This window comes from Paenibacillus sp. FSL M8-0228 (assembly GCF_038007385.1).
Classification (GTDB): Bacteria; Bacillota; Bacilli; order Paenibacillales; family Paenibacillaceae; genus Paenibacillus; species Paenibacillus polymyxa_D.
Genome location: NZ_JBBOXA010000001.1, coordinates 912,776 through 932,159, shown reverse-complemented (window position 1 = coordinate 932,159; position 19,384 = coordinate 912,776). Strand labels below are relative to the sequence as shown.

Genomic DNA, 19,384 nt, shown 5'->3' with positions numbered 1-19,384 from the left:
TGCCAAGGAGTGATCGTTTTTATACCGACGTATACCTGCTGATTATGTGACTGTAGCACTTTTGGTCATCCGTTATTTGCCCTGCTATTTGCCCTGCTTTTGTTCCATCGCTGCTTTAAGCAAATCACCCAAACTGGAGCCAAAAGATTCCTGCTTTTCAAATTGTCTTACTAGCTTTTGCTGTTCCCGTTTGTTTACCCGTTGCTTGTCCTTATCCAACGTCTCGGTAATGCCACAGGGCAGGCATCTTACATACAATCCTGCTTTGCCCTCTTTCATTTCCATTTTCTTATGACACTGCGGGCAACGTCGATTGGACAAACGTTTTTCCCCTGAACGACGGTAACCGCAATCCGCACTTGGACATACAAGGAACTTGCCTTTCTTGCCCTTCTTCTCCAATAGCTTTGTACCACAATCTGGACAATGACTATTCGTCACATTATGAGGCTTGTACTCCGCACTGCTATTTTTCACAGTGGAAACCAGCTCTTTCGCCATAGCACGAATAGAATTCAAAAACGGTTCCGGTTGTCCTTGACCACGAGCAATCCGTTCTAGCTCCGCTTCCCAACGTGCCGTCAATTCGGGCGTTCGAAGCTGTGGAGCCGCCAGATCAATCAATTGTTTACCTTTCCCGGTTGGATGCATCACGTTCCCCTGACGCTCAATCGTATCCGAGCTGACAAGCTTCTCAATCAAATCCGCACGGGTAGCAGGAGTACCCAGTCCATGCTTTTCCATTTGAGCGAGGAGGGCTGCTTCTGTATACCGCTTCGGCGGCATCGTTCGCCTAGCTCGTACAAGACAACGCTGTAACCGGACGGAATCTCCTTTTTGCAGCTCAGGTAAAATAACGCCTCGTCCATTGTTTTCCCGATCCTCTGCTTCTTCATCATCCATATCATAATGGTTCGCGTCATATACAGCACGCCATCCGCTATCTTTTACCGTTGTGCCTTTTACCTGAAACGTCTCCTGCTCCACCGTTACTGATACGGCTACAGCATCATAACGTGCAGGTGGATAGAATAGACTGATAAAACGTCGTGCAATCAGATCATACAGCTTACGTTCCTCTGGGCTCAACTGATTAAGCAATAATGTCTGCTCAGTAGGAATAATCGCATGATGATCCGTGACTTTACTGTCATCCACAATTCGCTTTGTGATTGGTAAGTTGTTACGCAATAGCGGACGTGCCAAGGAAGCATACGGACCTACTGCTACACTACTGAGCCTTTCCTTAAGTGTATCCACCATATCGGATGTCAGATAACGGCTGTCTGTACGTGGATAAGTCACCAGCTTATGCTGCTCATACAGACGCTGAAGCAGATTAGACGTCTGTTTAGCTGAAAAGCCATAGCGCTGGTTAGCATCTCTTTGCAGCTCCGTTAAATCATACGCCAGCGGGTGAGGCTCGTTCTTTTCGCTCTTTTTAACACTCGCAACTGTGCCTTTGGCCCCCTCAAGTCTTCGGCGCAAAGCCTCTGCTTGAGTGCGGTCAAACATGCGTGAATCCCCGCTTTCTGCCCGCCAAGTTGCCTGAAAATCGCCAAAATCCGCCGTCAGAGTATCATATTCCTGAGAACGGAATTCGGTAATTTCCTTCTCACGCTCCATAATCATCCCCAGCGTTGGTGTCTGCACTCTTCCAGCCGAAAGTTGGGCGTTATAACGACAAGTCAACGCGCGAGTTACATTGAGACCAATCATCCAGTCTGCTTCAGCTCTACAGCGAGCCGATTCATATAAACGATCAAACTGCTGACCAGGCAATAGCTTTGCGAAACCTGCCTTAATCGCCTTGTCCGTCTGCGAGGAGATCCATAAGCGCCGGAAGGGCTTTTTCCAGTTTGCCATTTGGATGATCCAGCGTGCCAACAATTCACCTTCACGAGCAGCATCTGTTGCCACGATAAGCTCTCCAATGTCCTGCCGCTTCATGAGCTGCTGCACAGCTTTGAACTGGTGATTACTTTCGCGCAGCACCTTTAACTTTGAACTCTTCGGAAGAATAGGCAGGTCCTCCAAATTCCAGGTCGCATACTTAGAATCGTAATCCTCCGGCTCTGCTAAGCCGACCAAATGTCCCAGTGCCCACGTCACCACGTACTGGGGTCCTTCTATATAACTTTTATGCTTCTCGCGGCTACCCATCACACGTGCAATCTCTCTGGCCACGGACGGTTTTTCTGCCAATACCAGTACCTTCATGTTACGCTCCTTTCTCTCATAGTGTTAATTATACCATCCTGCCAACTTACGATAAATTCTAATGCCAACGGCTCTTATTAACATGATCGTACATACTAGTGCTATTGCTTCTACATGGGTTAGGATAACTTACAAATCAGGCACACTCCATTTTAATAGCAGACCCGCATAGGTGAGGCCTCCCCCAAATCCATATAACAACACATGTTGTCCATACCGTAAACGTCCATCATCCAAACCACACTGCAAAGCCAACGGGATGGATGCCGCCGATGTGTTACCATACAATTCTACGCTTGTCAGCGTTTTTTCCAAAGGTACTGTACTTCTTTCACATATGGACTCGATCATTCTCAAATTAGCGCTATGAGGTACAAACCAGTCAAGATCCTCCTTCTTCATATTTGCCTTATCCAATAATCGTTCTATTCCCGTTGGAACAGAGCGAACAGCCCATTTATAAACCTCACGTCCATTTTGAGCAATAAATCCATGGTCTTGCAGCTTCTCTCCATCCAAATGATCAGATAATCCCACACGGTAAAGATGTGCTCCCCCTTGCCCATAGGTACCTATATCTGAAGTTAAAAATGATCCTTCATCCTCGTCATATTCTACAAGTGCAACCCCTGCACCATCTCCAAAAAGTATACACGTCGTCCGATCCGTATAATCTGTAATTTTGGACAACGTTTCGGCTCCCACTACCAGCACCTTACGATGCAGACCACTCGTAATAAGGCCATTTGCCAAATGAAGTCCATAGGAAAAACCTGCACATGCTGCACTAACATCTATTGACCCTGTGTTTGGAATATCAAAATGAGCCTGAATACGTGAAGCCGTGCTTGGAAAGTAGTAATCAGGTGTACTCGTCGCTACAATAATCATCTCAACATCGTTTATATTTACGTCATACAGGTTAATCATACGAGTAATAGCTTGTATACATAAATCAGATACATATTGATCTTCAGCCGCAATGCGTCTTTCATGCATACCCGTTCTCTGTACAATCCACTCGTTACTCGTATCCACAAGCTTCTCCAAGTCAGCGTTCGTCAAAATCCGTTCAGGTACATAAGTGCCAAAGGCGGTAAGCTTAGCTTTTGAATTCAACAATCTGATCACTCTCCTTTGTAATCCTTATTCATATTATAACACCAGATACTAATACCTGGTACTAAATTATTTTAAAACCGTCTTCTTATTTATTAGTTAATATCCACTTATCCAGTTGAACTTATAACAAACTCACTTTAAATAAAATCCCAGTGCCTTATAACGCAAAAAAGAGACCAAGATCTTCAGAAGATCTTGGTCTCTTTTACTTGTTGCTTGGCGACGTCCTACTCTCCCAGGACCCTGCGGTCCAAGTACCATCGGCGCTGGAGGGCTTAACGGTCGTGTTCGGGATGGGTACGTGTGGAACCCCTCCGCTATCGCCACCAAACATGAATTTGCTACGCAAATTCTTCCGTACGGTTATTCGGTTCACCACTTATCGTGTGAATGAATAGCCATGCGCTTGTCGTATGTCACTTGTACATACCTTCAAGGTTACACCCTGAAAACTGGATCCGAAACTCATTTGCGTTTTATCTTTAGGATAAGCCCTCGACCGATTAGTATTGGTCAGCTCCATGCATTACTGCACTTCCACCCCCAACCTATCTACCTCGTCGTCTTCAAGGGGTCTTACTAATTGGGAAATCTCATCTTGAGGGGGGCTTCACGCTTAGATGCTTTCAGCGCTTATCCCTTCCGTACATAGCTACCCAGCGGTGCTCCTGGCGGAACAACTGGTACACCAGCGGTACGTCCATCCCGGTCCTCTCGTACTAAGGACAGCTCCTCTCAAATTTCCTACGCCCACGACAGATAGGGACCGAACTGTCTCACGACGTTCTGAACCCAGCTCGCGTACCGCTTTAATGGGCGAACAGCCCAACCCTTGGGACCTACTTCAGCCCCAGGATGCGATGAGCCGACATCGAGGTGCCAAACCTCCCCGTCGATGTGGACTCTTGGGGGAGATAAGCCTGTTATCCCCAGGGTAGCTTTTATCCGTTGAGCGATGGCCCTTCCATGCGGTACCACCGGATCACTAAGCCCGACTTTCGTCCCTGCTCGACTTGTAGGTCTCGCAGTCAAGCTCCCTTCTGCCTTTGCACTCTTCGAATGATTTCCAACCATTCTGAGGGAACCTTGGGGCGCCTCCGTTACTCTTTAGGAGGCGACCGCCCCAGTCAAACTGCCCACCTGACACTGTCCTCGCACCGGTTCACGGTACCAAGTTAGAACCTAGATACGATCAGGGTGGTATCCCAAGGATGCCTCCCTTCAAGCTGGCGCTCAAAGTTCGACGGCTCCCACCTATCCTGTACAGATCGTACCCAAATTCAATATCAAGCTGCAGTAAAGCTCCATGGGGTCTTTCCGTCTTGTCGCGGGTAACCTGCATCTTCACAGGTATTAAAATTTCACCGGATCTCTCGTTGAGACAGCGCCCAAGTCGTTACGCCATTCGTGCGGGTCAGAATTTACCTGACAAGGAATTTCGCTACCTTAGGACCGTTATAGTTACGGCCGCCGTTTACTGGGGCTTCGGTTCATAGCTTCGCCCCGAAGGGCTTACCACTCCCCTTAACCTTCCAGCACCGGGCAGGCGTCAGCCCGTATACTTCGCCTTGCGGCTTCGCACAGACCTGTGTTTTTGCTAAACAGTCGCTTGGGCCTTTTCACTGCGGCCCCCTCGGGCTATTCACCCTACCGAGGCACCCCTTCTCCCGAAGTTACGGGGTCATTTTGCCGAGTTCCTTAACGAGAGTTCTTCCGCGCGCCTTAGAATTCTCTTCTCGCCTACCTGTGTCGGTTTGCGGTACGGGCACCTTCTCCTGGCTAGAGGCTTTTCTTGGCAGTCTGAGATCATGACCTTCGCTACTATAATTTTCGCTCCCCATCACAGCCCAGCCTTACGATGTGCGGATTTGCCTACACACCAGCCTCACTGCTTAGACGGACATCCATCCGTCCGCGTCACTACCCTACTGCGTCACCCCATCGCTCATAACGGATTACGGTGGTACAGGAATTTCGACCTGTTGTCCTTCGACTACGCCTATCGGCCTCGCCTTAGGTCCCGACTTACCCTGAGCGGACGAACCTTCCTCAGGAACCCTTAGGCTTTCGGCGGATCTGATTCTCACAGATCTTTTCGTTACTCATACCGGCATTCTCACTTGAATGCAGTCCAGCGCTCCTTACGGTACACCTTCAACCCGCATTCAACGCTCCCCTACCCCTGATGCAAGCATCAAGCCATAGCTTCGGTGGTGTGTTTAGCCCCGTTACATTTTCGGCGCAGAGTCACTCGACCAGTGAGCTATTACGCACTCTTTCAATGGTGGCTGCTTCTAAGCCAACATCCTGGTTGTCTGTGCAACTCCACATCCTTTCCCACTTAACACACACTTGGGGACCTTAGCTGATGGTCTGGGCTGTTTCCCTTTCGACAATGGATCTTAGCACTCACTGTCTGACTCCCGGAACTAAATCTATGGCATTCGGAGTTTGACTGAGCTTGGTAACCCTTGCGGGCCCCGCACCCAATCAGTGCTCTACCTCCACGATTCTTCTTTCCGAGGCTAGCCCTAAAGCTATTTCGGGGAGAACCAGCTATCTCCGGGTTCGATTGGAATTTCTCCGCTACCCCCACCTCATCCCCGCATTTTTCAACATGCGTGGGTTCGGGCCTCCAGTGCGTGTTACCGCACCTTCACCCTGGACAGGGGTAGATCACCCGGTTTCGGGTCTACGTCCACGTACTCATTCGCCCTATTCAGACTCGCTTTCGCTGCGGCTTCAGCTCTTCACCTTAACCTTGCACGGGAACGTAACTCGCCGGTTCATTCTACAAAAGGCACGCCATCACCCATAGATCGGGCTCTGACTTCTTGTAAGCACACGGTTTCAGGATCTATTTCACTCCCCTTCCGGGGTGCTTTTCACCTTTCCCTCACGGTACTGCTTCACTATCGGTCGCCAGGGAGTATTTAGCCTTGGCAGATGGTCCTGCCGGATTCATACGGGGTTTCACGTGCCCCGCACTACTCGGGATCCGTCTCGGAGGGAACAAGTTTTGAATTACAGGGCTTTTACCTTCTCTGGCGGGCCTTTCCAGACCTCTTCATCTAACCGGTTCCTTTGTAACTCCATGTGAGACGTCCCACAACCCCAAGGAGCAAGCTCCTTGGTTTGGGCTAATCCGCGTTCGCTCGCCGCTACTGACGGAATCACTATTGTTTTCTCTTCCTCAGGGTACTTAGATGTTTCAGTTCCCCTGGTCTGCCTCTATTCTGCCTATGTATTCAGCAGAAAGTGACTGTCGATGAAGACAGCCGGGTTTCCCCATTCGGACATCCCCGGATCAAAGCTTGCTTACAGCTCCCCGAGGCTTTATCGTTGTTCGCCACGTCCTTCGTCGGCTCCTGGCGCCTAGGCATCCTCCGTGTGCTCTTTGTAGCTTAACCTAGTATTTACATCGTAAATACGATTTGCTTTGAATTTCGGTTCAACACTTACGTGTGAATGAAATTCAAGGCAGCTACCTTTATTTCACTTGTTTACACAAGATCAGCTTAAAGGAATATTCTAAAACGCAATTTCGTTTCGGTATCCAGTTTTCAAGGTGCAATTCGCTTCATCGAAGCGAAACCCGATGAATATTTCGGTTCCACACGGATGTGTGAATGAAGTATTCGTCGAAGCTTGAGAGTTTGAACTCTCAAAACTGAGCAACGAGTGAGTAAGTTCAGGATATTCATTTCATTCACACGAATGTGATGAACCGAATTGAATATCCGGTCGCAGGTACATGTACCTGCTAATTTGAATGTTTCCATCGCAGGAAACGATTCTCCATAGAAAGGAGGTGATCCAGCCGCACCTTCCGATACGGCTACCTTGTTACGACTTCACCCCAATCATCTACCCCACCTTCGGCGGCTGGCTCCCTTGCGGGTTACCCCACCGACTTCGGGTGTTGTAAACTCTCGTGGTGTGACGGGCGGTGTGTACAAGACCCGGGAACGTATTCACCGCGGCATGCTGATCCGCGATTACTAGCAATTCCGACTTCATGTAGGCGAGTTGCAGCCTACAATCCGAACTGAGACCGGCTTTTCTAGGATTGGCTCCACCTCGCGATTTCGCTTCCCGTTGTACCGGCCATTGTAGTACGTGTGTAGCCCAGGTCATAAGGGGCATGATGATTTGACGTCATCCCCACCTTCCTCCGGTTTGTCACCGGCAGTCTGCTTAGAGTGCCCAGCTTGACCTGCTGGCAACTAAGCATAAGGGTTGCGCTCGTTGCGGGACTTAACCCAACATCTCACGACACGAGCTGACGACAACCATGCACCACCTGTCTCCTCTGTCCCGAAGGAAAGGTCTATCTCTAGACCGGTCAGAGGGATGTCAAGACCTGGTAAGGTTCTTCGCGTTGCTTCGAATTAAACCACATACTCCACTGCTTGTGCGGGTCCCCGTCAATTCCTTTGAGTTTCAGTCTTGCGACCGTACTCCCCAGGCGGAATGCTTAATGTGTTAACTTCGGCACCAAGGGTATCGAAACCCCTAACACCTAGCATTCATCGTTTACGGCGTGGACTACCAGGGTATCTAATCCTGTTTGCTCCCCACGCTTTCGCGCCTCAGCGTCAGTTACAGCCCAGAGAGTCGCCTTCGCCACTGGTGTTCCTCCACATCTCTACGCATTTCACCGCTACACGTGGAATTCCACTCTCCTCTTCTGCACTCAAGCTCCCCAGTTTCCAGTGCGACCCGAAGTTGAGCCTCGGGATTAAACACCAGACTTAAAGAGCCGCCTGCGCGCGCTTTACGCCCAATAATTCCGGACAACGCTTGCCCCCTACGTATTACCGCGGCTGCTGGCACGTAGTTAGCCGGGGCTTTCTTCTCAGGTACCGTCACTCTTGTAGCAGTTACTCTACAAGACGTTCTTCCCTGGCAACAGAGCTTTACGATCCGAAAACCTTCATCACTCACGCGGCGTTGCTCCGTCAGGCTTTCGCCCATTGCGGAAGATTCCCTACTGCTGCCTCCCGTAGGAGTCTGGGCCGTGTCTCAGTCCCAGTGTGGCCGATCACCCTCTCAGGTCGGCTACGCATCGTCGCCTTGGTAGGCCTTTACCCCACCAACTAGCTAATGCGCCGCAGGCCCATCCACAAGTGACAGATTGCTCCGTCTTTCCTCCCTCTCCCATGCAGGAAAAGGATGTATCGGGTATTAGCTACCGTTTCCGGTAGTTATCCCTGTCTTGTGGGCAGGTTGCCTACGTGTTACTCACCCGTCCGCCGCTAGGTTATGTAGAAGCAAGCTTCTACATAACCCCGCTCGACTTGCATGTATTAGGCACGCCGCCAGCGTTCGTCCTGAGCCAGGATCAAACTCTCCATTAAAGACCAACCAAAGTTGGTTTATAGAAAGAGCGATAAGCTCATTTTGAAACTGACGAGATAAAATATCTCTTGTTTGATTTTGCGAACAAAATCGTTTTACTCACTCGTTGTTCAGTTTTCAAAGATCAAACATCCTTTTCTTGTCGATTTGGTTTGTCGCCTCATCAACTCTTATATCTTACCATGTCCGAACCAACTTTGCAAGCATTTTTTTGAAATCTTTTTTTGTAACACTCGCTCGCAATATTGTATTTCTTGGCCGGAATTAGAATATACCATATACATATCCCTTTTGCAAGCATTTATTAGATAAGGTTTCACAATACTTTATTATTATTCGTTTTCCTTCTATATAATAGCTCCTTTGTATCTATCTGCGTCTAACTACAAAAAAAAGAACCTCTTCCCTTAAGCAACAGGAAAGAGGTTCTGTGTTCTATATCTACTGATTATTCGGAGCCCATAAAGGCAAAGCGGATCACTACAATAATAGCAAGCACCCACATGAGCCAGTGAATTTTAACTTTATTGCTGGTAAACAGGTTACTAAACACAGCCAGCACAACGTAAGACAGAATACCAGCAGAGATACCATTCGCGATTCCACCTGTGAAAGGCATCAGCACGATGGTCAAAAATGCAGGAAACGCCAACAGGAAGTTATCCCAGTCGATATTGCGAACCTGACTCATCATTAGGACCCCAACGATAATCAGAGCTGGAGCAGTAGCGGCAGAAGGCACAACCAGAGCCAACGGTGCAATAAACAGGGCCAACAAGAACAGAACACCTGTCGTTACAGCAGTCAGTCCAGTACGTCCGCCTTCTTCTACCCCTGCGGAGCTTTCTACGAATGCTGTAATCGTACTTGTACCCAATACTGCACCAGTACTTACCCCAACTGCATCCACCAGCATTGCTTTACCGATAATTTTCTCGCCTTTTTTCTTATCTTTCATTATACCCGCGCGTGTAGCCGTACCTACCAAGGTACCGAACGTATCAAACAACTCTACAAATGTGAAAATGAAAATGATATCAAACAGACCGATATGCAAAGCTGCTTTCAAGTCTAACTGACCTACAGCCAAATTACTGAAATCAGGAATCCAGTTGCCTGTTGTCAAGCTACTCAAATTTGTTACTCCCATCGGAATACCGATTAATGTAGTAGCTACGATCCCAATCAGCAATGCACCTTTGACCCGAACGACCATCAGTGCTGCGATAATAAGCAATCCGATTAGCGCCAGCAGTGCATCCTTTTGATGTACCAGACTTCCCAGAATCAAATTAAAAGCATGACCCGGAACCGGTTGACCAACATCTGTCCCTGGAACGATGCTCACCATAACCAGATTACAAAGCTTGAAGCCGACAATCGTAATAAACAAACCGATACCCACTGTAATGGCTGTCTTTAAATTTTCCGGAACTGCAACAAGCAGCATCTGTCTTACTCGTGTCACGGTTAAAATCAGAAAGACGATACCGGATATAAATACAGCGCCAAGTGCCGCTTGCCAAGTAATCATGCCATTAGAACTCAGGACTACAGTCATAAAATAAGCATTCAAGCCCATACCCGGCGCCATGCCGATCGGCACATTAACGAATAGCCCCATCAGTATGGTAACCAAACCTGCACCTACCGCCGTCGCAAAAAAGACAGCTTCACTGGGCATACCTGCTCCAGTCGGACCTAAAAAGGTATTGTTGACCACCAGAATATAAGCCATGGTCATAAAAGTAGTAATCCCCGCTATAATTTCTGTGCGGACGTTCGTGCCATGTTCCTTTAATTTAAAGAAACGCTCCATGAGTCGTAATTCCTCCTACGCAAAGCATACTCGTATTGTTGTCGTTCGTTTGAAGTAATATTCGCATTCAATGCGCTATATTATTACATTCGTTATTTTAGGCTCTCACCTACTGCTTGTCAACAGAAAAAGCGAATGTTACAAATTAAACATATATGTATTGTTCGGAAAACAGAAAACCCGCAAGCTATTATGCAGCTAACGGGTTATCATTTAAGGGAATCAGATGTTTTTGTACTTATCAAATGTATTCGCTGTGTCTGGGATATTCTCCAGATAAACGATCTTACCTTCCGCATCCAGCCGAGCCTTGTCCACTCCAGTAAGTGTATAAACTTCGCCTGTTGCTTTTTTACCACACACTGCCCATTTGGTTTGATAGGTATCAGGTTCTCTGGGTACAGGTTTCCAACCTTCATACATATGCTTGATTTCGAGCGATCCCTCAAAGAACATATTCAAGAAGCTTTTCCAACTGTTCATACCTTGTTTTCGATCACCATTCAATACAAACTCAATCTTCTCAGAAAAAAGGCTAATTAATCGCTCTCTACTCTTCTCGTCATCTTTTGCTAAATCATAGTAGTGAAAATAATCTTCTAAAATCTTCATCGTGCGCAATTCCTTTCGTGCTGTATATGTGTATTCATCCTTATGAGAAGGTTATTGCAATTTTTCCAACAGCATGGTGGGTTTCGCTTAAAGCGTGTGCATCATATATGCCTTTTTGCGAAAAAGGAAACGTCGCTCCCACTACCGATCTTACTTTCTTTTGCTCCAACAGGTCGGCAATTTCCTGCAGTTGCTGTCCGTTGGGCTCCAGCCATATATTTTTGGCCGTTACGTTGTACTCCTTTACCAGCTCTTCGTCAAAATTGCTCACAATGGATATGATCCGTCCAGTGCCCCTTTTCATTACCTTAAAGCTATTCTTCTGAACATCCCCGCCCATCGTATCGAACACCACGTCCACATCAGATAAAACTTCCTCAAAACGAGTTGTGTGATAGTCAATGATTTGGTCGGCTCCCAATGAAGCAAGCAATTCATGATTACGCTCACTGGCTGTAGTAATGACATAGGCTCCGGCTTGTTTGGCAAACTGGATAGCAAACATGCCTACGCCACCTGCACCTGCGTGGATTAATACTTTTTCCCCTTTGGTCAGTTGACCATGTGTAAAAAGCGCCTGCCAAGCAGTCAACCCCGCCAAAGGTACAGAAGCGGCTTCCTCCCAAGAAATTGAGGCAGGTTTACGCGCCAACAGGTGATCATCCACCAAGGTATACTCGGCATAAGTACCGAACCGTGTGGTGTCCGGGCGTGCAAACACTTCATCTCCCACTTTCCAATCGGTGACCTCGCTGCCTACTTCCGAAATAGTGCCGGCTACATCCCAGCCTAAAATAATCGGGAACTCCCAATCCATCATTTGTTTTAAGTAACCTTCACGCAACTTCCAGTCAATTGGGTTGATGGAGGTAGCCGCCACTTTGACTACAACCTGATGAGCCAGTGGTGTAGGAGTAGGCACTTCTCTTTCTTTCAATTCATCCTTGCTTCCATACTGATCTATAACGATGGCTTTCATATTCATTTCCTCCTCACATTTATATATTCTTCACATTGTTGGACATACGCTGTAGTACATCTGTCAAAGCCACAATTTCCTCATCTGTAAACTTACATAGCAGCTTTTCCTGGAAGGCTTGTCTTTGCTCTGACAAAACTTGCAGCTCTTGAACCCCTAATTCGGTCAAACGTATATAGGTCACACGCTTATCCTGCTCTTTTTTACTACGTAAAATCAGACCTTCCTCTTCCAGCCTTCGTAGATGTCGAGTCACTGCTGCACCATCCAGAACGAGCAGATGTTGGAGCTCTAGCTGGCTTAGTTCCTGACGATGGTCAATATGATACAAAATTTCAACCTTGGTAAAACTGGTTTTTAACTGTGCTTCAAAAGCGTTATTCATTTCTTTACACAAAAGATGCATGCGATAAAACAACTGACTTTTTTCAGAGCAATGTTCGATGACAAATCATCCTCCTAATACTTGACCTATCAATTGATATATCAAGTATTATACACCCTCACTAAAAATAAACAAGTCCTGAGACAAGTCTATATAGACAAATCCTACAATTCAAGAATACTCAAGCTAAACAAATAGCCTGAGCATTCTTGAATTGTAGTTAAGGTCATTCGATGAAACGATGAAATAGTCCATACATTACAGTGTATTCATAAATCCGATAATACGAGCCGCCATCCGCTCGTGGCCTGCCTGATTCGGGTGCAGGCCGTCAGGGATACCATTTTCCCCTGTAAAGTACATCTGTTTATGCACAGGCAACAGTGGTTGAATTCCAGCGATATTCCACAGATCGCAGCACGGGAAAGAATACAGTGAGGCCACTTCTCTCACGGCCTGTGCATACGCGCTATAGACTTGACCTGTGATAGCATTAGGCAAATGCTCAGGAACGGTATCACTTGATCCGTGAGGCGGGGTCAAAAAGACGATCAGCTTGTCCGGGTAACGGTTAATTAATCCTTCGGCAATATGCTTGAGCGCACCATAAAACGTACGCGTTTCTGTCGATGGCGTATCCAAGCTACCGAACGATATTTCTCCCATCGAAAAATCGTTTCTTCCCCCCATAAAAAAGATCACGTCCGCATGAGGGTTCATTTTCTCATAACGCTCACACATCGGTTCAAAGCCACCGCTGGCTACACTGCTGCCGGATATGCCATGATTCTCAAAAGTTTGGAATCCTAATACATCACTCACGAGGTGGGGGTATGGCTTTTCTCCATCACGTAATTCATATCCAAACGTAATACTATCGCCCAGGAATACGGCATGGCTACCTTGGTACTTGCCCTGATTATTTGTCAATCTAATTCCACTCCTACTCTATTAGATCGTATTATTGATTTCGATAAATTTATGTTCAATCGCTGTCATTTCGTGATTTGGCCGGGTTATTAAATATGTATCCATGTAGCCAAAGGTTGGGGGAGCGGGCAAATAGGATGTTACTTTGAATTGCCGCGCCAGCCTTTTGGACATAAGGGTGATTCCCATTCCCATCAAGGAAAATTGTACCATCGTTTCAAACACACCAACCTCCACAACCTCGCCATGGGTCAATTGCATGTCCTGATACATCTTCTCTAAATACGTGAGGTACAGGCAGCCATCCGACAATATGATAATAGACGCTCCTTGGAGTACCTGTTTAAGATCCGAGCCTTCATGTATGCCTTTCCCCACCAGTACCAGTTCTTCACGGCATAATTTTTGATAATGAATATACGGGTTAGCGGGATACCCTGTAACAAAAGCAATATCGAGTTCGCCGTCGAGAATCAATCGTTCCATTCCCGTGGTGGTTCCGGTTTTTAATGTAACCGAGGCCTGCGGGTACAGCTCGTATACCTTCGTAAGCGCCCTTGTTGTTTCCCCCGCAACAATGGACTGCATCGTACCGATGCGCAGCTTTTCCTCCTGCGGTCTCATTTTCATCTCCGTGTCTTGCCACAGCAACAACATTTGCTTGAACTGAGCATATAGGATTTCTCCTGCAGGTGTCAGCTCCATACCCCGGGGCTTTCGGTAAAATAGCGCTGTGCCGTAATGGGCCTCCAGCTTCTTTATTTTAGCCGTCATATTCGATTGCAGATGATTCAGCTTTTGGGCAGCTTCTGTCAGGCTTCTCAGCTCTGCCACCGAAACAAATGCCTGCATATTTTCAATATCCATCCCTTCACCTCCCATCAAATAAAATGATACCTATATCATAAACAAGCATTATTATTTATGAGTTAAGTGTATTATATTGACCTTGGACGCTACTTTCCACCCTCATTTAAAAATTAGGAGGTATGGCAACATGGTAATAAAGAAGATTCGTGCAGGTATCGTAGGAGGTTCGATGAATAATAAATGGGCTAGTCAAACGCATATTCCGGCGTTGCTCAAGCACTCAAACCTGGATATCACTGCCGTCGGTACCTCCCGTATGGAGAGTGCACGACAAAGTGCAGAAGAAGTAGGTGCGGCACTGGCTTTTGATGATGCCAAAAAGCTCGCAGCTTCCGAGGATGTAGACATGGTCGTGGTGAGCGTAAAAGTTCCCCATCATTATGAGGCGGTGATGGCGGCAATTCATGAGAGAAAGCATATTTTTTGTGAATGGCCCTTGGGGGCAAACACTGCGGAAGCTGCTGAAATGGTCAAGGCGGCGGCACTGGCAGGCATTCATCATACCGTCGGCTTGCAGGCACGGCAAGATCTTGAAGTGCAAACGATGAAAAAGTTGGTGGAGAGCGGAGAGATTGGTGAAATTCTATCCTGCCATATGCAAGTAGCTACTTCCGGCAAAGGTGGACAAGTAAATCAGGACACTGCTTATTTGCTGAACAGAGCCAATGGCGCTAATCTACTAACGATTAACGGCGGGCATTCTCTGGATGCGCTGCAATACATCGTTGGCGAATTCCGCGAGCTATCGGCCATCACATCATCTCGCTATAATGAAGCCACTATTCAGGAAACGGGTGAAGTCATTTCCAAGGATACAGCCGATCAGATTCTGATTCACGGACTATTGGACAAGGGGGCGCCGATATCCGTTCACATTCAGGGCGGAGTGAATTCTAAGTTTGAGATAGAGATTCAGGGGAAAAAGGGCATTTTGCGTTTGACACAGAATCCTACGCTTGGGCATGTTCAATTTGGGAATCTGACACTCGAAAAACTTGCGTACGATCCAAGCAGTACGCAGAGTCATGGTCCTAATGGGGCGTTTGAACAAATAAGTGTAACTGCTGAGCCTGATGGCGGACTGGATTTTCCAAAACAAGGGGTAACCCTGAATGTAGCCAAGGCTCATCATGTATTTGCCGAGGATATTTTGACGGGCACCCGTCTCGCTCCTGATTTCAACCATGCCTTAAAGCTGCATCAGCTACTGGATCGCATCGAGGAATCGGCTGCAACCGGGAAAAAGATTGTATGGTAAGGTAGAATTATAAAAAAGAACATTCAGTACCACGATGATGTGGAATTGAATGTTCTTTATATTGTAATCAGTTAAAACCCTACTCCACTCGATGGTGGTAATGCAGTGGACTTCCCTCCAGAAAAATTACCTTTTTTTAATGAAGTCATGTGTTCTCAACTTTTATCCTGTCACCTTCAACCAAAATAACTTCCGCGTTGCTGATTGGATATAAATTTAATTGGCTGCCATATTCCTCAATGATGTTCTCCACCGCTTTTTTAAACAGGATGTTCGTATGGTGGGGGACTGGATAGAATTCAATGGTCCCGAGCGCAACAAAGGAATCCAAAGCAGGCGCCTCCTGCACATTGTCCATAAGTTGGGCATATTCGATATTCGGTGATAAAATCATCGAACCTGCCGATTCGCCTATGTATAACTTCCCTGCATTAACTTCATCAGCAATGATTTTGTCAGCCCCGGTTCTTCTTAACTCTTGAAGTAAATAAAATGTGTTGCCTCCGGTAATATAAATATAGTCATTTTCTCTAATTTTACTCTCTATTTCATTCAATGGTACTGTGCTGATTTCGATTTCATCCACGACTAATCCTAAATTCTCTAATGCTTTTTTCCCTGAATTCACATAAAACTTAACTTTCTCTGGAATACTCGCGGTTGGGATGAAGGTAACTTTTTTTCCTTTTAAGTTTTCACCAGCGAAATGGACTAAGCATGGTGCAACATCCTTAAATGAGGACGACAGAAATAATTTTTTCATCTCTTTATTCTCCTTAGAACAACGTTTAATGAAACGAGATATGTAACACTTTAATCTAGGTACATTATAAAATATATTAGTATCAAAACATGATACCATTAGAGCATGACATGAAAAAGAGGTGAACGTTTAATTTCATACTTGATTTAAGCTATTTATAGCTTGAATCTAATAAAACCATATAAAAAAGGAGATACATTACCATTGAATAATATCTCCTTTTTTCAACTTCATATTCCGTTTTGCAACAACAAATGACTTCATATCCCGTCCTTGCTTGCCCCCGTAAAAAAGACTCCAACCGCATAGCGATACTTCGCCGATACGGAGGAGTCTTGATGTTGTATTGGTAAATCTTAAAGGTTCGTGGTTACAGGGCGGGAGTTCCCGCGTTTATTCCCACTCAATCGTTGCTGGTGGTTTGGAAGTAATATCGTACACGATGCGATTCACGTTATCCACTTCGTTTACGATACGAACGGAGATTTTCTCCAGCACATCCCAAGGAATACGCGCCCAGTCAGCAGTCATACCGTCGATGGAAGTTACTGCACGAATACCTACAGTGTAAGAATACGTACGAGCATCCCCCATAACGCCAACACTCTTCATATTCGGCAAAGCGGTGAAGTATTGCCAGATTTCCCGGTCCAGACCGGCTTTAGCAATCTCCTCGCGCAAAATGTAATCTGACTCACGAACAATGGTTAGCTTGTCCTCTGTCACTTCACCCAGCACACGAATGGCAAGACCCGGACCTGGGAATGGTTGGCGCCATACAATCTCAGCTGGCAGTCCACATTCTTCGCCGACTTTACGCACTTCGTCCTTGAACAGGGCATTCAACGGCTCGATCAGCTTGAACTTCATGTTCTCCGGCAAACCACCCACATTATGATGGGATTTAATGGTCTGTGCCGTTGCAGTTCCGCTCTCTACAATATCCGTATACAGCGTACCTTGTGCCAGGAAAGTAAAATCGTCGAATTGAGAAGATTCTTCCTCGAACACATAGATAAACTCGTTACCGATAATTTTACGTTTTTGTTCCGGATCATCGACTCCTGCTAGCTTGGACAAGAAGCGCTCACGTGCGTCAATTTTGACAACTTTCATATCAAATTTACCAACGAACGTCTCCATTACACTTTCGGCTTCACCTTTGCGCAGCAATCCATGGTCTATGAACATACACGTCAGTTGGTCACCGATCGCTTTGTGAATAAGCATCGCTACAACGGAAGAATCCACGCCACCACTTAAAGCACACAATACTTTTTTGTCGCCTACCTGTTGACGAATCTCGCGAATCTGATCTTCAATGAACGACTCCATCGTCCAGTTGCCTTCACAACCGCACACTTCATATAGGAAGTTGCTGATCATCTCGTTACCTTGAACGGAATGACGTACCTCTGGATGGAATTGCACCGCATACAGATTCCGCTCCAGGTTACTCATCGCGGCAATCGGCGCACTCTCTGTTCCTGCATCCAGTGTAAAGCCGGTTGGCAGATCTGTTACGTGATCCCCATGGCTCATCCATACGGTTTGACGAGAATCCAGTCCTTTAGCCAAGCGGGCATCCTGATTGAATTGCACGTCTGCTTTGCCATACTCACGCTTGCCCGCACGTTCTACCTTACCATCCAGTTGGTGAGCCATCAGCTGCATGCCATAACAAATACCAAAGATAGGAATGCCCAGGTCATAAATTGCCCGATCCACCTGAGGAGCATTGTCTGTATATACGCTGGAAGGTCCGCCTGAGAAAACAATCCCTTTTGGCGCCAGCTCTCTCAGCTTCTCCGCAGGCGTATTGTATGGAAGGAGCTCGCTATATACGCCGAGATCCCGAATTCTTCTTGCGATTAACTGGTTGTATTGTCCTCCAAAATCAAGAACTACAACGATTTCATTAGGCTTATTCATTACCGTGCCTCCCTCAATTGTTCGTTTCATTATACGCAACGATAAAACAAGACGTCAAGAAATCAACCGGAGTTGAGTGGGCATGAAAAGATTGTTAAAATGAATTGATTCTAAAATACTCAATCTGTTCGTAGGAGTGTAAACGATGGATGTGCTGAAGTGGATCGCGCAATTGTTCGAAGAATACGGCTACGGCGTCCTTTTTTTCGGCTTGCTGCTTGAGTTTATTGCTTTACCATTTCCCGGGGAAACCACCATGGCTTATGCGGGATATCTCTCCTATGCCGGTACCCTGGATTTCGGTAAACTGATGCTGCTAGCTTTTTTGGGCACGACCATCGGTATGACTATTACCTACTTTATCGGAAAGTGGGCTGGACTCCCCTTTATTCAGAAATATGGTAAATGGGTTTTGTTATCGCCGGACAAGCTTCAGAAAACACAAAAATGGTTTCAACGATATGGATACTGGCTTATTTTCCTTGGATATTTCATCCCCGGTGTCAGGCATTTTACCGGTTATTTTGCCGGAATTATTGTTCTTTCTTTCCGTAAATTTGTCTTATATGCTTACAGCGGCGCTTTATTCTGGGTCATCCTCTTTCTAAGCATCGGCAAGCTGTTTGGTCCCCAATGGGATGCCATTTTCCATTTGGTAGAGCTGTATGCACTGCGAATTGCGGGAGTCGTTGGGTTCATAATCCTGCTGTATATTATTTACCGGTGGAGAAGCTTCCTATTTAGCTCGCTACGCAAATCCGAAAAGTCGGTGAAAACCAGCAACAAGGATGACACGAAGTAATCACACTCATGCTGCCTTGCGGCTACGAGTCCTTGCATAATACATCAAAATCACGATAGATATCACAATAAACCCCGCACCTCCAGCCAAACCCAACGTACGCGGCTCCATCATTTCAATCGCCACCCCTGCACCAAGCATAGAACTCCGATGATTCCTTGACTCTACGCCGTCAGCATGCCCAACAATGGACCCTGTAAATACAATGGGGTCTCCCGTATTAATAATGTATCCAGACAAATGGCCCCTACCCCGCAAGCCAACTACCGCTTAATCCATAAGTAAAATCCCCAGCAACAAAAGACATACCAGTCCTCCCTTCACCGGAGCA

13 protein-coding genes and 3 rRNA genes are annotated in these 19,384 nt (G+C 46.6%); 2 read left to right on the top strand and 14 right to left on the bottom strand.

Features of this window, described 5'->3' with window-relative positions:
* Window positions 1–84 precede the first annotated feature (84 nt).
* From MKY98_RS04230 to MKY98_RS04180, 11 genes are all read right to left on the bottom strand, one after another.
* Window positions 85–2,220 carry a DNA topoisomerase III gene (locus tag MKY98_RS04230; RefSeq protein ID WP_069012420.1) on the bottom strand — a complete coding sequence of 712 codons (2,136 nt, stop codon included), beginning with the start codon at window positions 2,218–2,220 and terminating at the stop codon, window positions 85–87.
* A 129-nt stretch (window positions 2,221–2,349) separates the two neighbouring features.
* Window positions 2,350–3,342: a ketoacyl-ACP synthase III gene (locus MKY98_RS04225; protein WP_069012421.1), complete on the bottom strand. Its 993-nt coding sequence runs from the start codon at window positions 3,340–3,342 to the stop codon at window positions 2,350–2,352.
* 214 nt (window positions 3,343–3,556) lie between these two features.
* Window positions 3,557–3,673: ribosomal RNA gene (gene rrf / locus MKY98_RS04220) — 5S ribosomal RNA — on the bottom strand.
* A gap of 152 nt (window positions 3,674–3,825) precedes the next feature.
* Window positions 3,826–6,752 (bottom strand): 23S ribosomal RNA (locus MKY98_RS04215).
* Between the two features lie 394 nt (window positions 6,753–7,146).
* Window positions 7,147–8,702, bottom strand: a 16S ribosomal RNA gene (locus MKY98_RS04210).
* Together the 16S, 23S and 5S rRNA genes form the textbook arrangement of a ribosomal RNA operon.
* A gap of 449 nt (window positions 8,703–9,151) precedes the next feature.
* A complete protein-coding gene (locus MKY98_RS04205) occupies window positions 9,152–10,522 on the bottom strand; it encodes an NCS2 family permease (protein ID WP_023987039.1) in 1,371 nt (456 codons plus the stop codon).
* 222 nt (window positions 10,523–10,744) lie between these two features.
* Window positions 10,745–11,134: a nuclear transport factor 2 family protein gene (locus MKY98_RS04200; RefSeq protein WP_069011298.1), complete on the bottom strand. Its 390-nt coding sequence runs from the start codon at window positions 11,132–11,134 to the stop codon at window positions 10,745–10,747.
* A gap of 40 nt (window positions 11,135–11,174) precedes the next feature.
* Window positions 11,175–12,113, bottom strand: a complete 939-nt coding sequence (locus MKY98_RS04195; protein ID WP_069011296.1) for an NADP-dependent oxidoreductase — start codon at window positions 12,111–12,113, stop codon at window positions 11,175–11,177.
* Window positions 12,114–12,132: 19 nt separating this feature from the next.
* Window positions 12,133–12,498 (bottom strand): MarR family winged helix-turn-helix transcriptional regulator, encoded by a 366-nt coding sequence (locus MKY98_RS04190; protein ID WP_245231466.1) that lies wholly within the window; start codon window positions 12,496–12,498, stop codon window positions 12,133–12,135.
* Window positions 12,499–12,756: 258 nt separating this feature from the next.
* Window positions 12,757–13,428 carry an SGNH/GDSL hydrolase family protein gene (locus MKY98_RS04185; protein ID WP_069011295.1) on the bottom strand — a complete coding sequence of 224 codons (672 nt, stop codon included), beginning with the start codon at window positions 13,426–13,428 and terminating at the stop codon, window positions 12,757–12,759.
* A 21-nt stretch (window positions 13,429–13,449) separates the two neighbouring features.
* Complete coding sequence (locus MKY98_RS04180) at window positions 13,450–14,295, bottom strand: LysR family transcriptional regulator (protein WP_069011293.1); 846 nt, start codon at window positions 14,293–14,295, stop codon at window positions 13,450–13,452.
* Between the two features lie 130 nt (window positions 14,296–14,425).
* On the opposite strand from MKY98_RS04180, the gene MKY98_RS04175 reads away from it, so the two are divergent.
* The gene (locus MKY98_RS04175; RefSeq protein ID WP_039270697.1) at window positions 14,426–15,556 is read left to right on the top strand and encodes a Gfo/Idh/MocA family protein; all 1,131 of its coding nucleotides are present in this window, start codon (window positions 14,426–14,428) and stop codon (window positions 15,554–15,556) included.
* 145 nt (window positions 15,557–15,701) lie between these two features.
* Here the strand turns inward: MKY98_RS04175 and MKY98_RS04170 are convergent, their stop codons facing one another.
* Window positions 15,702–16,319, bottom strand: a complete 618-nt coding sequence (locus MKY98_RS04170; protein ID WP_208332372.1) for a Type 1 glutamine amidotransferase-like domain-containing protein — start codon at window positions 16,317–16,319, stop codon at window positions 15,702–15,704.
* Between the two features lie 393 nt (window positions 16,320–16,712).
* Entirely contained in the window at window positions 16,713–18,251 is a 1,539-nt protein-coding gene (gene guaA, locus MKY98_RS04165) for a glutamine-hydrolyzing GMP synthase (protein ID WP_013308777.1), read from the bottom strand.
* Window positions 18,252–18,396: 145 nt separating this feature from the next.
* Between guaA and MKY98_RS04160 the strand changes: the two genes are divergently transcribed.
* Window positions 18,397–19,053 carry a DedA family protein gene (locus tag MKY98_RS04160; protein WP_029515749.1) on the top strand — a complete coding sequence of 219 codons (657 nt, stop codon included), beginning with the start codon at window positions 18,397–18,399 and terminating at the stop codon, window positions 19,051–19,053.
* A 6-nt stretch (window positions 19,054–19,059) separates the two neighbouring features.
* Here MKY98_RS04160 and MKY98_RS04155 read toward each other — a convergent pair whose 3' ends face one another.
* On the bottom strand, window positions 19,060–19,293 hold the full coding sequence (locus tag MKY98_RS04155) for a hypothetical protein (RefSeq protein WP_029515750.1): 234 nt from the start codon (window positions 19,291–19,293) through the stop codon (window positions 19,060–19,062).
* Window positions 19,294–19,384: the final 91 nt, after the last annotated feature.